Here is a 17,384-nt window from a genome sequence, read left to right on the forward strand (position 1 = left end):
CGCCTTGAACTCGGCGCCGCATCGCGCGGGTACGAGCACGTCCGTCGGGTAGCCGTCGGAGTGCGACGGGGTGACGCCCCGGTGCAGGTGCAGGGAGGTGGGCACGGAGAGCTTGTTGAGGACCCGTACATTCTACCGCCTGTGCGGGCGGTGAAGGTGGGACCGGGGAAGATGCCGTCGTAGCCCCAGACCGTCGTCTTCAGGCCAGGGATGATCTCTACGGTCCCCTCGCGTTGGGTGATGCCGTAGACATCGGTGCCGCCCGCGCTCCGGGCGGGGCGGGCGCGCGGCGGTACGGGCAGGGGCACCGCGAACTGCCGGGGCGGCCGGATCCTGCTGGTCAGGATCGTCCCCGTACGCTCGCCCGACCATGTGGCGTACGCGGCCGCTCCGGCGGGTATGGCGAGGCCGGCCGTGACACCGGCGCTCACGCCCAGGAATCGTCGACGCGACGTCACCCGCACTCTCCCTCCCGCCCCTTGTACGTGCACGCCCAGCAGGACAGTGCCACCCCGACCCCGAACACGCCGAGAGCCAGCGGGACATGGCCGCCCAGCATGCGGGCCGCACCCAGCCCCATCTGCGCCCCGACCAGCACGACCAAACCGACCGCGACCCCGAAGGGCCACGCCGGACCCCGCATCGAACGCCACACCAGCAGGGCGGCCATGGCCTCGACGAGGGCGAGCGTTGTTGCGAGCAGCTGCGCGTTGGCCGCGTGCAGGTCGAGGAAGCCCACGTCACCGGTGATGAACAGACCGGCCAGAGCCGCCTGCACGAGTGTGTCGAAGACGAACAGCAGCGACGTGGTGCGGAGCAGAGTAAGGGGCCAGGTACGGGACCGCTGCGCGGGGATGCCGGACGTGTCAGCCATGTGTCGGGGCACCCGCATCGGTGGCGGTGTGCGCCTCGAACACCCGGAACCCCGCCTCGACGCCCATGAAGATGTCGTTCATGACCAGGTAGCCCTGGGAGATCAGCGGCGAGTCACGCAGTTCCTCGATGAGGAAGTAGTACGCCCTCAGGTCGTCGGTCTCCAGCAGGGCGAAGTCGGAGAAGGCCGTGGTGAACGCCTCCGCGTCGAAGAAGCGGGCCGAGACGCGGTCGGCGTACGTGGCGAACACAGGGTGGATGTGGGCTCCCGCCATCGCGTTCCGCTCCTCGCGGGAGAGCGCCAGCCAGGCCGGGGTGAAGGTGTAGGTCAGGATGATCGTGGTCTTCACGACAGTGACTCCCCCATGCTGTAAACATCGTAAGCTTACGGCGTTTACTACAGATGATCGACGTTAACATTGTCAAGCGCGGTGCCGGCCGGCGGAGCCGCAGGACAGCAGGAGGGAGACAGCCGTGAGCAGCGAGTTCGCGATGGCGTCGACGCGCCGGGCACAGAAGCGCGAAGAGGTGCGGGAGCGCCAGCGCGCCGAGACGAAGTCCGAGATCCTGGGCCACGCACGCCAGTTGCTGGTGGACGAGGGCCCGGCCGCCGTCTCCCTACGCGCCATCGCGCGCGAGATGGGGATGACCGCGCCGGGCCTGTACCGCTACTACGCCGACCACCGCCAACTGATCCAGGCCCTCACGGCCTCCCTCTACGACGAGTTGGCCGCCGGCCTGCGACACGCCTGCGACAAGGCACCCGACCAGTCCCCACGAGGCCGCTTCACCGCCACCGCCCGAGCACTACGGACCTGGGCGCTGAGCCACAAGGCGGAGTTCGCACTCATCTTCAGCAAGCCGCTGCCCGACGCCGACTGCGCACCGGGCGACCCCTGCCACGCGGCCAGCTGGCGCTTCGGCGGCGTCTTCCTCGACCTGATGACGGAGTTCTGGCGGACGGGCACCCTCTCACTACCCGAGCCCGGCGCCCTCGACCCGGACTGGCTCCCACAGCTGGAAGAGGTGAGGGAGCATCTCGGCTCCGAACAACCGCCTCTGGAAGCGCTGTACATCTTCGTCCTCGCCTGGTCCCGGCTCTACGGCATGATCTCCATAGAAGCTTTCGGACACCTGAACTTCGCCCTGACCGATCCCGAGCCACTGTTCGAGCACAACCTCCGCGACGTCCTGAAACTGCTCCAAACCGACACGCGAAACAACCGGTAGTCCTGATCACGCCGAGGCCAGGACCTTGGCCAGCGCTTCGACGGCTCCAGGAGAGGGTCCGTGACGTGTCACCGACTGCGCCGGGAAGGACCACGGCCACGAGGAAGACGAGGCGCCGGTGCGCGGCATGTCGAGACCAAACTATGACCTTGTGCGTCGCAGGGAATTCCCCTGCACTGTGCTGCCGATCGGCAGCACAGCCCGTGTCGTCGCCGCCTCACTCCTCCGCGTCCTCGAGAGCGGCGAGCCAGCAGCCCCGCCGAACCAGACCGGCGAGGCTTCGTCGTACCGTCGGGTGTCACGCACAGGCGTGGATGCCCTCGCCGATGCTCGGCAGGGCGGTGGGCGCAATCGTCTCGTCCAGGTTCGGGATGAACAGTGCCGGCGTCAGCGGGATCGGCAGCACCATCGCGTTCCCTCACGGTGCCGGGTAGAACTGGCGGGCCCAGTGGCGGAACAGGCCGATGGCCTCGTCGCTCGCGGCGAGGCGGGGCTGTGGCTCGTAGCGTTTGGTGTTCCAGATCCTCAGGTCCTGATGGATCTTGCTGACCGCGGTGCGAAGCATCGCGCGGGCGAACGCCCGCTGCAGGCCACGACGTGGGAGCGACGCTCCGGTGGCGTCCTGCTTGTGGATGTCCGCACAAGCCGCCGCGACCAGCATCTGGGTGCGCCGGGGCCCGGTCGGCGTGTGCATGGCCCACAGGTAGCTGACGATTCCGAGCGAGGGCAGCGGGAGCTCGACCCGGAGATATCCCACCCCTGCCATGAGGAACGAATGGTCGGCCTGGATCTTCCGCTTGAGGGCGGGAGGCCGGTCCGGCCCGAGACGCAGACGCATGCGCAGGAGGGGGCCTTGGGCCGCAGGTGGGTCGAGTTCCTGCACGGCCACGTGGTGCAGGACGGGCAGATGCCGGTAGTCGAGGGTGTTCTCGATGATTTCCTGGGCGTAGGTGTGCACTTCCGTGCGCCAAGCGGCCGTCGGGACGACTCCGGCCTGGGGGGTGTCGGGGACTTCCCAGCCGGGCGGAGCGCCGTCCGGTTCGTACCAGGCGAAGAGGAAGCCGTTGCACTCGCTGATGGTGTGGTGCTGCAGGCGGGCGCGTGGAGGCGGGCCATGGGGCGTGCCGACGCAGGTGCCATCGGGGGCGAAGGCGAAGCGATGGAAGGGGCATACCAGGTTTTGCCCCTCCACAGTGCCGCCTGCCCCCAGATGAGCGCCCAGGTGCGGGCAGTAGGGATGCACTGCGCGGGGCCGGCCGTCGCGGGTGCGGTAGAGGACTACGTCCTCGTCCATGAAGCGGCGGGTCAGGACATTGCCGGGGGCCAGTTCTCGTGACCGCGCCAGGCAGAACCAGCCACTGGGGTAGGGCAGATGCCACCCCGGCTCGTCGACTGCGGCGTGTGGACCACGAGACGTGGGCAGTTCGTCCCTCATCGTCATGGTCGGCAGCCAAACACGAGAAGACGCAGTGAATTCAGGCCGCCCGGCAAGATCACTCATATGAGGTATCCAGCGGTCGTATCACCATGAACGATCACGGATAACACTACGATCGGTCGCTCTGGGTAAACAGTTGGAGCGGTTCGGCATATGTGCCGGGACGCTCACGAGCCAGACGGGGGAACCGGTGGCCGACGCCAGTATGGACAACCATCGCCATGAAGCGGAAGTCGTCGTCATCGGGGCCGGCCTCTCCGGCGTGGCCGCCGTGATCGCGCTGCGCCGGGCTGGCTTCGACGACGTCGTTGTGTTGGAGAAGTCCGGTCGCCTCGGCGGGACCTGGCGCGACAACACCTATCCCGGATGCGGCTGCGACGTACCGTCGGTCCTCTACGAATACTCCTTCGCACCCCAGTCGTGGAGCCGGGGCTTCGCCGACCGGTCCGAGATCCTCGACTACCTCGACACCACCGCGGCAACATACGGCGTGGACAAGGCGATCCGCTACGACACCGAGGTGCTGAGCAGCCGCTGGCAGCCGGGAGCGCACCGCTGGAACCTGCAGACCACCTCGGGCACATACGCCGCCCGCGTCGTGATCGTCGCCACCGGCCCCTGGCACCGGCCACGCCATCCCGACATCCGTGTCCACACCCCGGGGGACGCCTCAGACCGCACCTACCCCCGGCACGTGTTGTGCGGTGGGGATGTGCACGGGTTCCGGCACGAAAGCGCCCCGCCGGCGTTCGGGCGGGGCTGAATCGGCATCAGGGGTCAGCGCTGTGGGCCTTGGGAGATGACCACCCGCTCCGGCACCGCGCTTCCCCAGCCCGCCTACGGCGCGGTTCCTCGCCTGTGTGCTGTTCCTCGCGGTTGCACAGACCCCGCGGGGCTCGTGCTCCCGTTGCTCGTCGTTCCCCCGGGCCCGGTGGTTCGGTTTGCGGTCATGGGGTGCCGGTTACCCGGGCCGACGCACGCTCTCTCTCGGCCCGGGCGCCGGGGTGCGCGTGGGGCAGGCAGACGACGGGGGATTCATCTGCCTGCCCCTCATTTCGCGACCGCTCGCGCGAAATAGGGGGCGAGCAGGTGTCACGGGGCCCCCGGGTCCCTGGGCTCACTCCTACAGCGCACTGGAGTGCCGGGCCGTCACACCTCTGGGGCACCCAACGCCACACGGCTCTCCGAGCTGGGAGAGCAGGGGCAAGCCCGGCACGGGGAGAACCGAACCTGCCCCAGCACGTCAGCGCCTGCAAAGCCTCCCCCGGAGGATGGGCGCCATGACCCCGCCCGGGGTCACTTCCAACAGCGCGCCGCAGGTCAGGAGTGTCACGGGGGGATGGGAATCGTTGCGAGACCGACAACTCTGTGAAGGAACGCCCTGGACTCCTACGTAATATGGGCACGAATACGCGAACACCGGCGACCGGTGACTGCGGCGGTACCAGAATCACAATCCTCCATTTCATCCGGAAAATTGCCCTGGCGTGTAAACATGCAGGTAAGTGCCTTCATAGGCAGCCATATTTGGGACATCGCAGACGCCGGTGTAACGCTGCAGTGCATGCGGAACGCAGGAGTAGGGAGAAGCGGGGCACCGACCGACTGAATCTGGGTGCCCTGGCGTGAACACGCAGGCACGGCACTACGTCAGATCGGATATCCCCATGAGAAACTTCGACCCGGTTCCCGGATACCAGGCACACAACGAGCCGCCGAGCCCGGACCGCTCTCTGCACCGCCAAGCCACCACACGGCGTACGGCCATCACCGTCTGCACGATCGCCGACATTGCGGCTGGCCTGCTGGGCCTGTGGATCCTGATGTTCCTGCTCGACGCGAACCGTGTGAATGTGTTCGTCGAATTCGTGCGGGGCGCAGCGAGCTGGCTGTCCTGGTGGGCACAGGACGTTTTCACGATGGACACAGAGGGGCTACGCGTTGTCCTCAATTACGGTCTCCCTGCCGTCATCTATTTGCTGATCGGCCACGGGATCGCTGCCCGGCTCAACCGAGCCTGACAGTGAGACCGGCCTCCTCTTTATTGATCGCCATGAAAGTGAGCCGACCATGACACACAGCTCAACTGGAAACGATCGCTTGCCGATCTATGAGGACCTGATTCGCGAACGCGGTGACGTCGTCGTGGAAGCTCAACTCGCCGCGGAACACACGCAGCACCAGGCAGCGGAATTGCTGACCGGACGGGATGCGGGTCAGCAAGCTCGTCGTTGGGACGGCAGCACCCGAGCCGCTGCGGCTGGTCAGCCGGAGTGGCTCGGGTCGCTGCCGTAGGGGGTGGGCCTCGGCGCGGGTACGTCCACGTGTCCGTCCTGATACACATGACCAAGTCCGTGGCCCAGGTGGGCCGATGGCATGTCGAACCAGGAAGACCGGAAACCGCAGATGGCTTACTGCTCCAGATGCCGTCGGCACCTCAATGGCGCCCTGGTGTCCTGGGTGCGGCACCTACGCCCCGGACATCGCCCCGCGCACCGCCGAGGGCCACAGCGGCCGGCCCCGGCGATGACGAGCGCCGGACCGGCCACAGCGGACCGCCGGGACCCCGCGGCCTCTGCCACGTGACTCGGCAGCCTCCCGGACGGCGAGGCGGAGTCCAGCGCTGCCATGGACGTGGTCCCGCGCGTCGCCGCCGACGTCGACGACCTGCCGCCCGCGCGGCCAGGGCGTGCGGCGCGCCGTCGCCGGCCGGCCCGCTGGAGGATGAACAAGCGCCGGGCCTCGGTCGCGAGCGCTGTCGCACTCGTCGGAGGCGGCCTGCCCATCGCCATGATGGACCGGCACTCCACCGACCGGGCCCCGGCGGCCACGGCGCCGGACGACCCGAGGGCGGGTGCCATGCAGGAGCAGACGCCCGACCAGAACCGTCCGCCTGGGTAGGGGCTTTGACCGCCGAGCCCTTGACGAGTTTGCATATCCGGGCGACCTGCACCGGCCCCTCGGCTTGGCTCGGGCTCGTGCCCGCCGCTCGGCACCGCCCGGGCCGCGTTCCGGGCATCGACCGGGTCCGACTTGCCGCGCCGGCGGCGGCCGTCGGCCGGGCCGACAGGGTCCGCGACACAGGCGGCGAACGCCTCTTCCGCTACCGCCCCGGCCCCGGCCCCGACCATGGCAACTACCTCCTCTGCACCGAATGCGGCCTGAGCCGGCCCGTCGACTCCGGCCCGGTCGAGGACTGAGCGGATACCATCGCAAGGACCTCCGGCTTCGCGAACGTCCGGCACACGGTCGAACCGTCCGAGGTTGACCCGGACTGCGGCCGACGGCATGCGACGGCCACACGACCGTGAACGCAAGCACCTTCTGATGTGGGCCAGGAGCCGGTTCCATCGAGTGGGTCAGGCCCCCAGTGTTCTGCCACAGAACAGCGCAACCACCCTACGGGGCGACGCAGTTACCCATGGTATGGAGAACACAGGCAGTACGCATGTCACCCGCCGGGCCCTGCTGTCAGTCGGCGGATTGATGTTTCTCAGCGCCTGCACAGCCCCTGCCGGTATGCCCGAACACGCAGGAACATCGGCACCTGACACCGTGAAGCCCACTCATCCGGGCGACTCCCACGCCAGCGAGCCCGCCCACGTCGAGCTGCCGGGCAGGCCGGAGTTCTACGTTCACCAGGGCCCACGAGCGATCGCGCTGACCATCGACGACGGTCCGAACCCCGAATGGACTCCGCAGGTGCTGGACATCCTGCGCCGCTACGCCGTAACCGCCACGTTCTGCCAGGTCGGCGCCCGTGTCAGCGCGTACCCCAGCCTGGTGCGGGCGGTCGCCGCCGAAGGCCACCTGATCGCCAACCACACCTGGACCCACGCCGACCTGGCCCGGGCATCCGCCACGACCGTCCGCTCCCAGCTGGAACGCACCAGCGACACGATCGAGAAGGTCACCGGCCGGCGCCCCACGATCTTCCGCGCCCCCTACGGAGCCTGGTCGGAGCCAACCCTGGCCACCTGCCGCGAGCTGGGCATGCGGCTCCTGGACTGGTCCGTCGACCCCCACGACTGGTCACGACCGGGCGTCTCGCGCATCGTCGAGCGGATCATGGCCCACGCCCATCCCGGCTCGATCATCCTCGAACACGACGGCGGAGGCGACCGCTCCCAGACAGTGGCCGCCCTACGCCTCGTACTTCCCCGCCTGCTCGACGCCGGCTATCACTTCGTCACCCCCTAGCCTCGGGCTGTTCACGAGCTACCCGAGCCCTGACGCCGCCCCTGGACGAGGCGGTAGACCTCCCGGGCCACATACCGCTTCAGGCAGCGGATGATCTCACGCCGAGTCTTCCCTTCCGTAACCCGTCTCTCGTAATACGCCCGGGTACGCGGGTCCCAGCGCAGTTCCCTCGGTCGCACACCCCGATCTGATCGCGGTGCGATCGCGGGTGATGGCGGTTGCCCGTGGCCGTCTACGCTCGGAGCCATGCGCGTGCTGGTGGTGGAGGATGACCGGGAGCTTGGCCGGGTCGTGCTGTCGGGTCTGCGGTCGGCCGGGTTTGCGGTGGATCTCGCGGATCGGCTGGCGGAGGCGGATCTCAAACTGGCGGTCAGTGCCTATGACTGCCTTGTGGTGGACCGGGGGCTGCCCGACGGGGATGGGCTGGCTCTGGTCCGGGGTCTACGCCGGGCGGGTGCGCGGGTTCCCGTGCTGATGCTCACCGCGATGGATGCCGTGGCGGAGCGGGTGGCCGGGTTCGATGACGGCGCTGACGACTACGTGGTCAAGCCCTTCGCGTTCGCGGAGCTGGCCGCGCGCGTCGGCGCGCTCTGCCGGCGCGCCGAGCAGCCGCGCCCGCCCGTGGCGGTGGTCGGTGACCTCGAGGTGGACCTGGCTCGACGCCGGGTGCGGCGTTCAGGCGTCCTGCTGACGCTCACCGCCAAGGAGTTCGCGGTTCTGGAACTTCTCGTGGCCCGGGTCGGGCAGGTGGTGTCGCGCACCGACCTGATCGAGTGCTGCTGGGACGAGATGGCGGAGCCGGCATCGAACGTGGTGGACGCAGTGATCGCGCAGCTGCGTCGCAAGCTCGGCACCCCGGCGGTGATCGGAACCGTGCGCGGGACCGGGTTCGTGATCGACTCCGAGGAGGGGCCGGAGGCCGACGGACCGGTGAACCGGTGATCGCCAGCAGCCCGGCGGTGTCGCGACTGAGGCGGCTGCGGTGGATGCTGACCGGCCTGTTCACGTTGACCACCACCGTGTGCCTGGTCGCTCTGGCCGCGGTCGCGCTGGCGATCGACGCCCGATCGCGCACCAATGCCCTGGACGGCGATCTCAACCGGCGGGCTACGGCCTTGGCCCGTGCGGTCTACTACGACCAGGGCGTACTGCACTTGGGACCACTGCGCGAGGACGACCTGGTCCAGGGTCCGGCCGCGGTGGCGGTGGTGGAGTGGGACGCGGCGGACCACGCGCGGCAGCGCTTTGCCCGCCGCGCCGCGCTCCTGCCACGGCTGGCCGGGCTGAGCGAGACCGGTGAGCGGGTCAGACACGACCAGGAGACTGTCGTGGAGCGGGGTACCGCCACCGACGGACGGACTGTCCGGCTGGCGGCAGCACCCGTGTGGGACGACGATCGGATCGGTGCGGTGGTTGTCGCAGTCGGTGACCCTGCGACGGGGCAACGCGACCATGACCGTCTCGTGCGGTGGCTCGTCCTCGGCGGTCTGGCGCTTGTGACCGCGGCGGCCGGCGCCGGCCATCTGCTGTCGGGACGGAGCATGCGTCCCGCGCTGCGAGCCCTGGACCAGCAGGAGCAGTTCCTGTCCGAGGCCGCACACGAGCTGCGCACCCCACTGGCCACGCTCAGGCTGGTCACGGAGGCCGGTGCGCGGTCACCGGGGGAGTCCGCCAAGGCGCTGAGCGACGCGACGCGGCTGGTGGATCAGATGGGGCGGCTGGTAGCCGGCCTGCTGGCCCGTGCGCGGATACAGGTCGGCACGCAGGAAGTGGAGCGGACGGCGCTCCGGCTCGACCAGGTCGTGGAGCAGGTCGTCGACGAACTGCCGGCGTCGGGCGCCGAGGTGACGGTGCGGGCCGAGCCCACGGTCGTGCGCGGTGATCCGGAGCTGCTGGCCCAGGCGGTGCGGAATCTGGTCGACAACGCCCTCAGGCACGGGGCTGCCCCTGGAGAGCGGGCCCGGGTCGATGTCGTGGTCGCGGAGGGCAGGGTCACCGTGCGCGATCACGGCCCAGGGGTGGCCCCGGCCGCGCGGGAGCGGGTCTTCGACCGGCGGGCGCCAGGACCTGGAGGGGGTACGGGGATCGGCTTGGCGATTGTGCGGTGGGTGGCCGATCTGCACTCCGGCACCGCGCGCATCAGCGACGCCCCCGGAGGCGGGGCCGTATCCGAACTGGTCATCCCGCGGGAACCAGCCGGTCCCCCCGTGTGACGCCGCGATGGCGCAGGGGCGATGCGGAGCCGTGGGCGCTGTGCGAGCTGCGCGGGCCGCCTCACGTTTTCCTCATGATGCCGTCGGCAGCCTTCTGGCATGTCCAAGCAACGCAATCGCGTGGTCATCCTGTCCACAGCCAGTGTCGCCACCACCGTCCTCGCTGTTTCCTGCTTGCCGCCGTCCCGTCCCGGAGCTGACCCGACCGCCGGTCCGCCCGCCGCCGTTGTCCGCGTCGACCAGGTCGGCTACGCGCCCGGCGAGACCAAGCACGCCTACTTGATGACGTCCCGCCCCGCCGCCCGGGCGCCCTTCCGGGTGCTCGATGCCTCCGGAAGGGAGGTGCTGTCCGGCACAGCCGGGCTCGCCACGGGGCGATGGAACAGCACCTACGAATCCGTCCGCACCCTAGACCTGTCCCGCCTCACGACTCCGGGCGACTACCAGGTGGAGGTCACCGGCGAGCTCCACGCAGCCTCGCCGAAGTTCCGTGTGGCGCCCGCCGACGAGCTGTTCGACAAGGTCGTCCAGGACAACGTCCGCTTCTTCACAGCCCAGCGCGACGGAGCCGAAGTGGACCCCAGCGTGCTGCGGCGCAAGCCCTCGCATCTGGCCGACCGGCAGGCCACGGTCTATGACACCCCCGTCTACGGTGAAGACGCCGAGCGACTGCGCGCACCTCTTCAGCCCGTGGGCGGCCCGGTCGACGTCTCCGGCGGCTGGTTCGACGCCGGCGACTTCCTGAAGTTCACGCACACCGCCTCGTACTCCACCGCGAGCCTTCTCCTGGCTCAGCGCATGACCCCGGCCGGCGGTGCGAAGCTGGCCGAGGAGGCCCGCCACGGGCTGGACTGGCTGGACAGGATGTGGGACGCCTCCTCCGCCACCCTTTACGTCCAGGTCGGCATCGGAGTGGGCGACACCGAAGACGGCAGTGGCAAGGTGCGTTCCGATCACGACGTGTGGCGGCTGCCCGAGGCCGACGACGCGATGCGGGTCCGGCCCGGCGACCCCGACTACACGATCAAACACCGGCCGGTCTTCCGCGCGGCGCCTCCCGGCGAGCCCATCAGCCCCAATCTCGCGGGGCGGGTCGCCGCGACCTTCGCGCTGGCCGCGCAGCTGGACGCCGTAGACGCCCCGGAGCGGGCTCGCACGGAACTGGCGAAGGCCGCCCAGATCTATGCACTCGCCGACACCTCGCCGAAGGGGCAGCTGGTCACCGCGTTTCCCCACGGTTTCTACCCCGAGTCGTCCTGGGAGGACGACATGGAGTTCGGAGCCGCGGAACTGGCCCTGGCCGGCAAGGCTCTGGGCGACGACCGGACACAGGAATGGTCGCGCCAGGCCGGCCACTGGGCCAAGCAGTACCTGAACTCGGACAACCTCGGCACCCTCGGACTGGGCGACGTCAGCGCCCTGGCACACGCCGATCTCACGAAGCTGATCGACGATGGCCGGCCGAGCAGCGAGGTCAGCCGCGCGCAGCTGGTCGCCGACCTCAAGCGGCAACTCGACGACGGCAAGGCTCACGCGGCCCGGGATCCCTTCCGAGCGGGTGCCGACTACACGGACTTCGACTCCGTGCCCCACACCTTCGGCCTGGCCACCACCGCGCTGCTGTACCACCGGGTCACCGGCGACTCCCGTTACGACAGCTTCGCCACCCAGCAGCGCAACTGGGCATTGGGCGCCAACGCCTGGGGATCGTCCTTCGTCATCGGAGAAGGATCCGCCTTCCCGCACTGCCCGGAGCACCAGGCCGCCAACCTCGCAGGCAGTCTCACGGGCACGGGCGACATCCTCACAGGCGGCGTGGTAAACGGCCCCAACAAGGCAGCCAAGCTCATGGAACTCAACTCTTTCCCGACCATGCGCCCGTGCCCGACCCGAGCGAGCGATCCCTTCTCCGCCTTCAATGGCCACGAGGGCGGCTACCGGGACCACGTCGGCGCCTGGCAGACCGTCGAAGCCGCCGACGACTTCACGGCCACCGCGTTGCTGACGTTCAGCCTCTCCACAGGGCCATAGGACCTGTCCAGTTGGTCGGTGCTTGACGTCCGGCCGGAAGGCTGGGCACTTGTGGCAGGAGCACCAAAAGCGTCTCCGGGATCAACGGACACTGCACTACGGTGCAGCGGTGGTTCGCGCCGGCTCGCAGGCTGAGGCGCTGCGACAGGTCGTCGTGCAGAACTACTACCGCGACGCAGCAGGCCGCCTACGCTGGCGCACCACCGACAACGGCGGCCTTCCGCCCTTCTCCACAACGATTCGTGTCTCCCTACGGCACTACGGCGCGCTACGTCCGCCATGGGCACATCATCAGCTGGAAGGGGTACGCCGCGCATGTCACCCAGACGTGTGCCTCTGACAGCGCCAACGTGATCACGGACGTGTGCCACCACCTCGGCCACCACGAACGACACCCAGGCCCTGCCCGGTATCCACACCCGCCTGCCACGTCGCGGGCTGCTGCCCGCCGAGCACCTGGCCGACGGCGACTACACCTCCCTGGTGACCTGGGACGAGCCGAGCACGAACACCAGGTCACCGTCAGCCGGCCGTTGCCGGGCAACCCCACCCGCCAGCACCGCCGGAGCCCAGGATTCGACAGGAACAACTACCACATCGACTTCGACCGTCGGCAGGTCACCTGCCCCCGTGGCCAGGTCAGCAAGGGCTGGCACGGCCCCTACCCGGCTTCCTCACCCACGGCGGCACCCCTGATCGTGGCTGCGACAGGCCCACGCCTGGGAACGGAAGGTCGCCGTCACCCTCCAGGAGGCGATGATGCAGTCGCCGGTCCTGGCCGGGCACCCGAACATCGCGGTGCGCTACCTGCCTGCGTCCAAAGGGCTCAACGTGTGCGGCGACTGGGACGACGTGGTCGACGTGCCCGATGACTGCCTTTCCCTCGCGGTGGGCGACGTGGTCGGCCACGGTCTGGAGGCGGCCGCCGCCATGGGCATGCTGCGCAGCGCCCTGTCAGCCGCCGTCCGCGCCCTGCACAAGCCCGCCAGAGCGATGGAGGTCTTGGACCTGTACGCCTGCCCGGTGGAAGGAGCCTCAGCCACCACCGCGGTCAAAGCCGTCATCGACACCCACCGCCAGCACATCACCTACAGCATTGCCGGCCATCCCCCACCCGTCCTGCTCCATTCCTTGCCGATGCGCATCCCGGCTGCGTCGTGGTGGGCTCGGGCCATGGTGGAGTCCACGCCTGCCAGGGACAAGTCCGTCCGTCCCTGGCGGGCGGCCTCGGTGATCAACTTCAGCTACTCGTCGGTGAGTTGCCTGCGCCTCGCGATCGTCTTCCTACCGGATCCCCCCAGAGAGACCCGGGTCGGCAAGATTGATCACGACACCACACAGGCCCAGTAGGGCTTGGTCAGGTTCACTCGCGGGTGGCGTGTCCGTGTGATCGGGTGTGTCGTTGACCGGCTGTCCTGGGTGGGGAGTTGGCCGCGGTCCGGTGTGATCTGGAGGACTTCGCGGCGGGGATGTTCGAGTCGTTCGCGCGGGCGCAGGTGGCGGCCGACGGCGTTGTCCCGCCCGTCGCCGTGTACTTCCCGCAGCCCTGGGCCTCCGGCACCCCCGAGCAGACCGCCCGCAACATCGTCCAGAACCACTGGTGGACCCGCGGCGACTGGCGCGAGGACAGCTGGCGCCTCCTCCTCGCTGTCTTCCGCGACGGCCAGGTCATCGGGCAGCAGAACCCCTCCACCCGCGACGTCCGCATCACGCGCGAAGCCCGCACCGGCTTCTGGCTCGGCCGCCGCTTCCAGGGCCGCGCCTTCGGCACCCAAATGCGCGCCGCCGCCCTCCACCTCGCCTTCTCGCCTGCCTCGGCACCGAGCGGGTCACCTCCACCGCCTCCGCGGACAACGCCGCCTCCCGCCACGTCTCCGAGAAGTTCGGATACGAACCCAACGGTGTGCGACGCCTCGCCGTCGACCAGCACCTCGTAGAGGCGCCCACGAAGCCATCCTCACCGTCGAACGGTGGCACGGGCAGCCCCAACAGCCCACCCTGGTCAAAGGCTTCGACGAATGCCAGCACCTGTTCGGCGTCCCTGCAGCGCCCGAACCCCTCGACGTCGTTCTGCACGTGTAACGCAGGCGATGCTGTGCACCACCGTCTGCACCACTCGGAGGTTCGCCCCAGGCAGCGGCGACACCGCTTTGAGCAAGGTGGCCACCACGCCAAGGCCAGCCAGCAGAGCGTCGGCCAAGTAGACGAAGCACACCCCAAGCGAGGATGGCGGCCCATACGCTGATCAGATAGATGCAGCCGGCGACAAAGTCAGCGCCCGCACGCGCAACCGAATGCGGGAACTCAGCTCAGCCATCAAACTGGTCGATCTCGACGCCTGCTGGGCCGCAGGCGGGTTCACCCGAGTTCCGGTCCCCGAAGGCCGGTCCGGCGGTGCACGCAAGGCCCTGTTCGACTCCTACGCCGACGGTGTCTCCTTGGGCGCCGAGGAAGAGGTGCAGCGGGCACTGGGCGTGTTCGAGGCGATGCTCCGCCGCTGCCGCCCCGACGAGCCCTCCCCGTACTGGGTGAAGGCCCTGGCAGAGATCACCGAGGAGTTCGCTTACGGCGGCTACGAAATCAGTCCGTCGCTCAAGATCCTCGGCAAGGGAGCGTGGCGGCCCGAGCACGCACGAGAAGACGACCTGGCGTACAAGGAAGCGCTCCGCTTCCTTCGCGGAGCCCGCAACCAGTTGGAGCGACTGCATCGCCTAACGAAGGGCACGGTCGAAGAGCGGCTCCGCGACATCCTGCTCGTGGCCCTGAACACCTACGTCGAAGGTCTCGGTACTGGCGGACCGCCCTACGGCGACCGCGACAGCGGCCTGCCGCTGCCGCTCGTACGGCCACAACGTCCACCCCTACGGGACCAGGACCGAAAGAAACACGAAAAACCGCTCCCCTGGTTTTACGGCCCCACCCCTTGCCCTCAGCCCCTTGCCCTCAGCCCGGCCGGGCAATCGCCGCCTGCCCGATCCCCTCACCGGACGCGGAACCCCCGCACTCCGTAACCCCTCTTCAAGAGCGTTAACGGTGTGTAGCATACGAACCCTACGGTTTCCTTTCGGCGGGGGTGCGGAGGTGTGGTGTGGCGAAGCAGGAACGGGCTATCAGGACGCGGGAGAAGATCCTCGTCGCAGCAGCTGAGGTCTTCGCCGAAGTCGGATACGACGCAGCCACCATCGCCGAGATCCTCAAGCGCTCCGAGGTGACCAAGGGAGCCCTCTACTTCCACTTCTCCTCCAAGGACGAACTCGCCCAGGCCGTCCTCACCGACCAACTCTCCTCGGTCCCCCGGGTGCCCCCGCAGGAACTGGTCCTGCAAGAAGGCTTGGACGAATCACTCCTGCTCGCCTACATGCTGGGCAAGGGCGATCCCATGGTGCGCGGCAGCGTACGGCTCACCGTCGACCAGGGAACATCACAAGACATCCTGGACCGAGCCGCATCCATGCAGAACTGGATCGACCACAACGCACAGATCCTGCAACGCGCCAAACAGAACGGGGAACTACTCCCCCACACCGACGTCACGGCAGCCGCGAACATGTTCGTCGCCGCCTTCACCGGCGTCCAGATCCTCTCCAAAATCATGACCGGACACGCCGACATGACCGAACGCATGACAGTCCTCCAAAAACACCTCATGGCAGCCCTCGCCGCACCCGGAGTACTCGTCCAACTCGACTTCGCACCCGACCGCGGCCAACGCGTCTACGAAGCCGCCACGCAACACCACCACACAACCACGCAGCCCACCTCAACCTGAACACCACACCCCCCACCACACCCCCCAAAAAGCACCCTGTTGTCTCGATCGCGCAAAGCACACTGCTTGTCACCAGGTCGACGCGCTACCTGTCACCGGCAGCACGCGAAGCACGGTGGGTGTCACCGGCTCCGGCGCTGTACCGGCCGCCTGGCTGCACAGCGGCCCCGACGGTCAGACCGGCGTACACCGTCCGACGGTCGTTGTGACAACACGCTGCCTTGGTGACACCTATCGTGCTTCGGCTCAAGTCGGCCTATGAAAGCGCTCAGTCACAGCGCCTGCTACAGGTCGAACTCGGGGTACTCGATGTCGGTGAAGCGGACTTCCTCCAGCTGGCCGGCGCGGCGGCCGTTGTCCTGGAAGTACATCTCCTTGAGCCCTTCGGCCACGTTCTCCCGCAAATGCTGCTCGGCGACACCCTGCTCTTGGGCCTCGAAGAGACGGGCGGCGTAGCGAAGCGGCAGCGCCACGGTCAGGTGCCGGAGCCGGTCCTCGTCAGTCGAGCCGACCGGTGCGGTGTAGCCGATACGGGCGCGGGTGTCGACGACGATGCCGCCGGTGGTGGCCGCCTTGTGCCAGGCCTTGGCCCGGATCTGCGGCTACCACCGCTTCTTCACCTCGCGCTCCAGCCGGGCGGCGAGGTCCGGGCGGGGCTTCTTGATCTGGTCCTTCACATACCGTTCGACGGTGCGCTGGGAGATCCGCAGCATCTGGGCGACCGGCTTGGTTCGCTTGAGCTGCTTGACCAGGTATCGCATCTGCGCGCTCGCGCTCTTGGGTGCTGGGCGGGTGAACGCCTTCTGCACCGCGGCGTCCAAGCCGGCCGCGGGCGAGAGCCCCACGCGGCCGGTGCGCACCCCGGCGTCAGTAGGCCGACGGCGTACTGACGCCCGTGCGGACCACCTCGTAGAAGTCCTGCAGGTCGTGGACCAGGGTGACGACCTGGTTCTGGTCAGTCGGGTCGGCGTCGAGCAGCCAGTCGGCGACCAGGTCGAACATGCCGCCGACCAGGCCGATCGCCACGCGGTGCGGGTCCAGGTCGGTACGGATGGGGTGGCCGCTGCCCAGGGCCCGGTAGTGCTGCCAGACCTGCTCGATGAAGCCGGCCGCCCAGCGCCGATTGGTGCGGCGCTGGCGCTCGACCGCCGGGGAGACCGCACCGGCCTGACCGAAGGTCACCAGTGCTAGCCGGGGGTCGTCCACCAGGGCATGAGCGAACGCGGCCACGAGCAGCCGTTCCCCCTGCCGTGCCTCAGTGGGCGCCTCCCGCAGACGTCCGGTCACGACCGTCTCCAGACGCGCTGTCACGTCCTGGAGAAGTGCCACGTAGCAGGCCTCGCGACTGTCGAAGATCTCGTAGAAGCCCTTGGTGCCGACATAGGCGTGCTGGCACAGCTGCTCGATCGAGGTGTTGGCGTAGCCCTGCGCGGCGAACAGCTCCAGCGCCGCGTCAAGGAGCTGGCGGCGTCTCTGGTCGCGGCGCTGCTCGGCGTCCAGGCCGCGGATACGCCGCCCTGCGGGGTCCCCTGATGCGCTGATCGCTGACACTCCCCCACCCTACCGCCCCTGGAGCACTGAAACTGTTTCCAACAAGATGTCTTGTTACTAGTCGGCCACCGTGCTCTAC

At 68.7% G+C, this 17,384-nt stretch carries 17 protein-coding genes and 3 pseudogenes; 13 read left to right on the forward strand and 7 right to left on the reverse strand.

The features are described from left to right. Positions 1–454: 454 nt before the first annotated feature. Together AB5L52_RS00275 and AB5L52_RS00280 are read right to left on the reverse strand one after the other, a co-directional pair. Positions 455–874, reverse strand: coding sequence for a hypothetical protein (locus AB5L52_RS00275; protein WP_369362178.1), 420 nt, complete (start codon positions 872–874; stop codon positions 455–457). Then, positions 867–1,223: a darcynin family protein gene (locus tag AB5L52_RS00280; RefSeq protein WP_369362179.1), complete on the reverse strand. Its 357-nt coding sequence runs from the start codon at positions 1,221–1,223 to the stop codon at positions 867–869. The genes AB5L52_RS00275 and AB5L52_RS00280 overlap by 8 nt, the downstream gene beginning before the upstream one ends. Positions 1,224–1,347: 124 nt before the next feature. On the opposite strand from AB5L52_RS00280, the gene AB5L52_RS00285 reads away from it, so the two are divergent. Continuing rightward, positions 1,348–2,103: a TetR/AcrR family transcriptional regulator gene (locus AB5L52_RS00285; protein WP_369362180.1), complete on the forward strand. Its 756-nt coding sequence runs from the start codon at positions 1,348–1,350 to the stop codon at positions 2,101–2,103. A 418-nt stretch (positions 2,104–2,521) separates the two neighbouring features. On the opposite strand, the gene AB5L52_RS00290 is transcribed toward AB5L52_RS00285, so the two are convergent. Then, positions 2,522–3,544, reverse strand: a complete 1,023-nt coding sequence (locus AB5L52_RS00290; RefSeq protein WP_369362181.1) for a Rieske 2Fe-2S domain-containing protein — start codon at positions 3,542–3,544, stop codon at positions 2,522–2,524. A 187-nt stretch (positions 3,545–3,731) separates the two neighbouring features. On the opposite strand from AB5L52_RS00290, the gene AB5L52_RS00295 reads away from it, so the two are divergent. Both AB5L52_RS00295 and AB5L52_RS00300 read left to right on the forward strand, forming a co-directional pair. Further along, complete coding sequence (locus AB5L52_RS00295; protein ID WP_369362182.1) at positions 3,732–4,304, forward strand: flavin-containing monooxygenase; 573 nt, start codon at positions 3,732–3,734, stop codon at positions 4,302–4,304. 904 nt (positions 4,305–5,208) lie between these two features. Next, on the forward strand, positions 5,209–5,562 hold the full coding sequence (locus tag AB5L52_RS00300; RefSeq protein WP_369362184.1) for a hypothetical protein: 354 nt from the start codon (positions 5,209–5,211) through the stop codon (positions 5,560–5,562). Positions 5,563–5,623: 61 nt separating this feature from the next. On the opposite strand, the gene AB5L52_RS00305 is transcribed toward AB5L52_RS00300, so the two are convergent. Continuing rightward, positions 5,624–5,764, reverse strand: coding sequence for a hypothetical protein (locus AB5L52_RS00305; protein ID WP_351580885.1), 141 nt, complete (start codon positions 5,762–5,764; stop codon positions 5,624–5,626). A gap of 405 nt (positions 5,765–6,169) precedes the next feature. On the opposite strand from AB5L52_RS00305, the gene AB5L52_RS00310 reads away from it, so the two are divergent. The 3 genes from AB5L52_RS00310 (at position 6,170) to AB5L52_RS00320 (ending at position 7,741) form a co-directional block, all read left to right on the forward strand. Continuing rightward, on the forward strand, positions 6,170–6,442 hold the full coding sequence (locus AB5L52_RS00310) for a hypothetical protein (protein ID WP_369362185.1): 273 nt from the start codon (positions 6,170–6,172) through the stop codon (positions 6,440–6,442). Positions 6,443–6,519: 77 nt separating this feature from the next. Next, entirely contained in the window at positions 6,520–6,741 is a 222-nt protein-coding gene (locus AB5L52_RS00315; protein ID WP_369362186.1) for a hypothetical protein, read from the forward strand. Between the two features lie 355 nt (positions 6,742–7,096). Beyond that, entirely contained in the window at positions 7,097–7,741 is a 645-nt protein-coding gene (locus AB5L52_RS00320; RefSeq protein ID WP_369362187.1) for a polysaccharide deacetylase family protein, read from the forward strand. An 11-nt stretch (positions 7,742–7,752) separates the two neighbouring features. Here AB5L52_RS00320 and AB5L52_RS00325 read toward each other — a convergent pair. Next, positions 7,753–7,896 (reverse strand): annotated as a pseudogene (locus tag AB5L52_RS00325) (IS110 family transposase); the annotation flags it as partial. 91 nt (positions 7,897–7,987) lie between these two features. Here AB5L52_RS00325 and AB5L52_RS00330 point away from each other — a divergent pair. The 7 genes and pseudogenes from AB5L52_RS00330 (at position 7,988) to AB5L52_RS00360 (ending at position 15,754) form a co-directional block, all read left to right on the forward strand. Further along, positions 7,988–8,683, forward strand: a complete 696-nt coding sequence (locus tag AB5L52_RS00330; RefSeq protein ID WP_351029444.1) for a response regulator transcription factor — start codon at positions 7,988–7,990, stop codon at positions 8,681–8,683. A gap of 17 nt (positions 8,684–8,700) precedes the next feature. Further along, on the forward strand, positions 8,701–9,954 hold the full coding sequence (locus AB5L52_RS00335) for a sensor histidine kinase (protein WP_369362188.1): 1,254 nt from the start codon (positions 8,701–8,703) through the stop codon (positions 9,952–9,954). A gap of 99 nt (positions 9,955–10,053) precedes the next feature. Then, complete coding sequence (locus tag AB5L52_RS00340) at positions 10,054–11,985, forward strand: glycoside hydrolase family 9 protein (RefSeq protein ID WP_369362189.1); 1,932 nt, start codon at positions 10,054–10,056, stop codon at positions 11,983–11,985. 702 nt (positions 11,986–12,687) lie between these two features. Further along, positions 12,688–13,113, forward strand: a pseudogene (locus tag AB5L52_RS00345) (PP2C family protein-serine/threonine phosphatase); the annotation flags it as partial. Between the two features lie 299 nt (positions 13,114–13,412). After that, a complete protein-coding gene (locus tag AB5L52_RS00350; protein WP_369362190.1) occupies positions 13,413–13,922 on the forward strand; it encodes a GNAT family N-acetyltransferase in 510 nt (169 codons plus the stop codon). A 357-nt stretch (positions 13,923–14,279) separates the two neighbouring features. Beyond that, on the forward strand, positions 14,280–14,996 hold the full coding sequence (locus AB5L52_RS00355; protein WP_369362191.1) for a hypothetical protein: 717 nt from the start codon (positions 14,280–14,282) through the stop codon (positions 14,994–14,996). 77 nt (positions 14,997–15,073) lie between these two features. After that, positions 15,074–15,754, forward strand: coding sequence for a ScbR family autoregulator-binding transcription factor (locus AB5L52_RS00360; protein ID WP_351029453.1), 681 nt, complete (start codon positions 15,074–15,076; stop codon positions 15,752–15,754). Between the two features lie 284 nt (positions 15,755–16,038). On the opposite strand, the pseudogene AB5L52_RS00365 reads toward AB5L52_RS00360, so the two are convergent. Both AB5L52_RS00365 and AB5L52_RS00370 read right to left on the reverse strand, forming a co-directional pair. Continuing rightward, a pseudogene (locus AB5L52_RS00365) lies at positions 16,039–16,515 on the reverse strand (XRE family transcriptional regulator). Positions 16,516–16,621: 106 nt separating this feature from the next. Next, positions 16,622–17,305: a TetR/AcrR family transcriptional regulator gene (locus AB5L52_RS00370; protein ID WP_351580722.1), complete on the reverse strand. Its 684-nt coding sequence runs from the start codon at positions 17,303–17,305 to the stop codon at positions 16,622–16,624. Positions 17,306–17,384 lie beyond the last annotated feature (79 nt).

Origin of the sequence: Streptomyces sp. CG4, from assembly GCF_041080655.1 — a bacterium.
GTDB lineage: Bacteria > Actinomycetota > Actinomycetes > Streptomycetales > Streptomycetaceae > Streptomyces.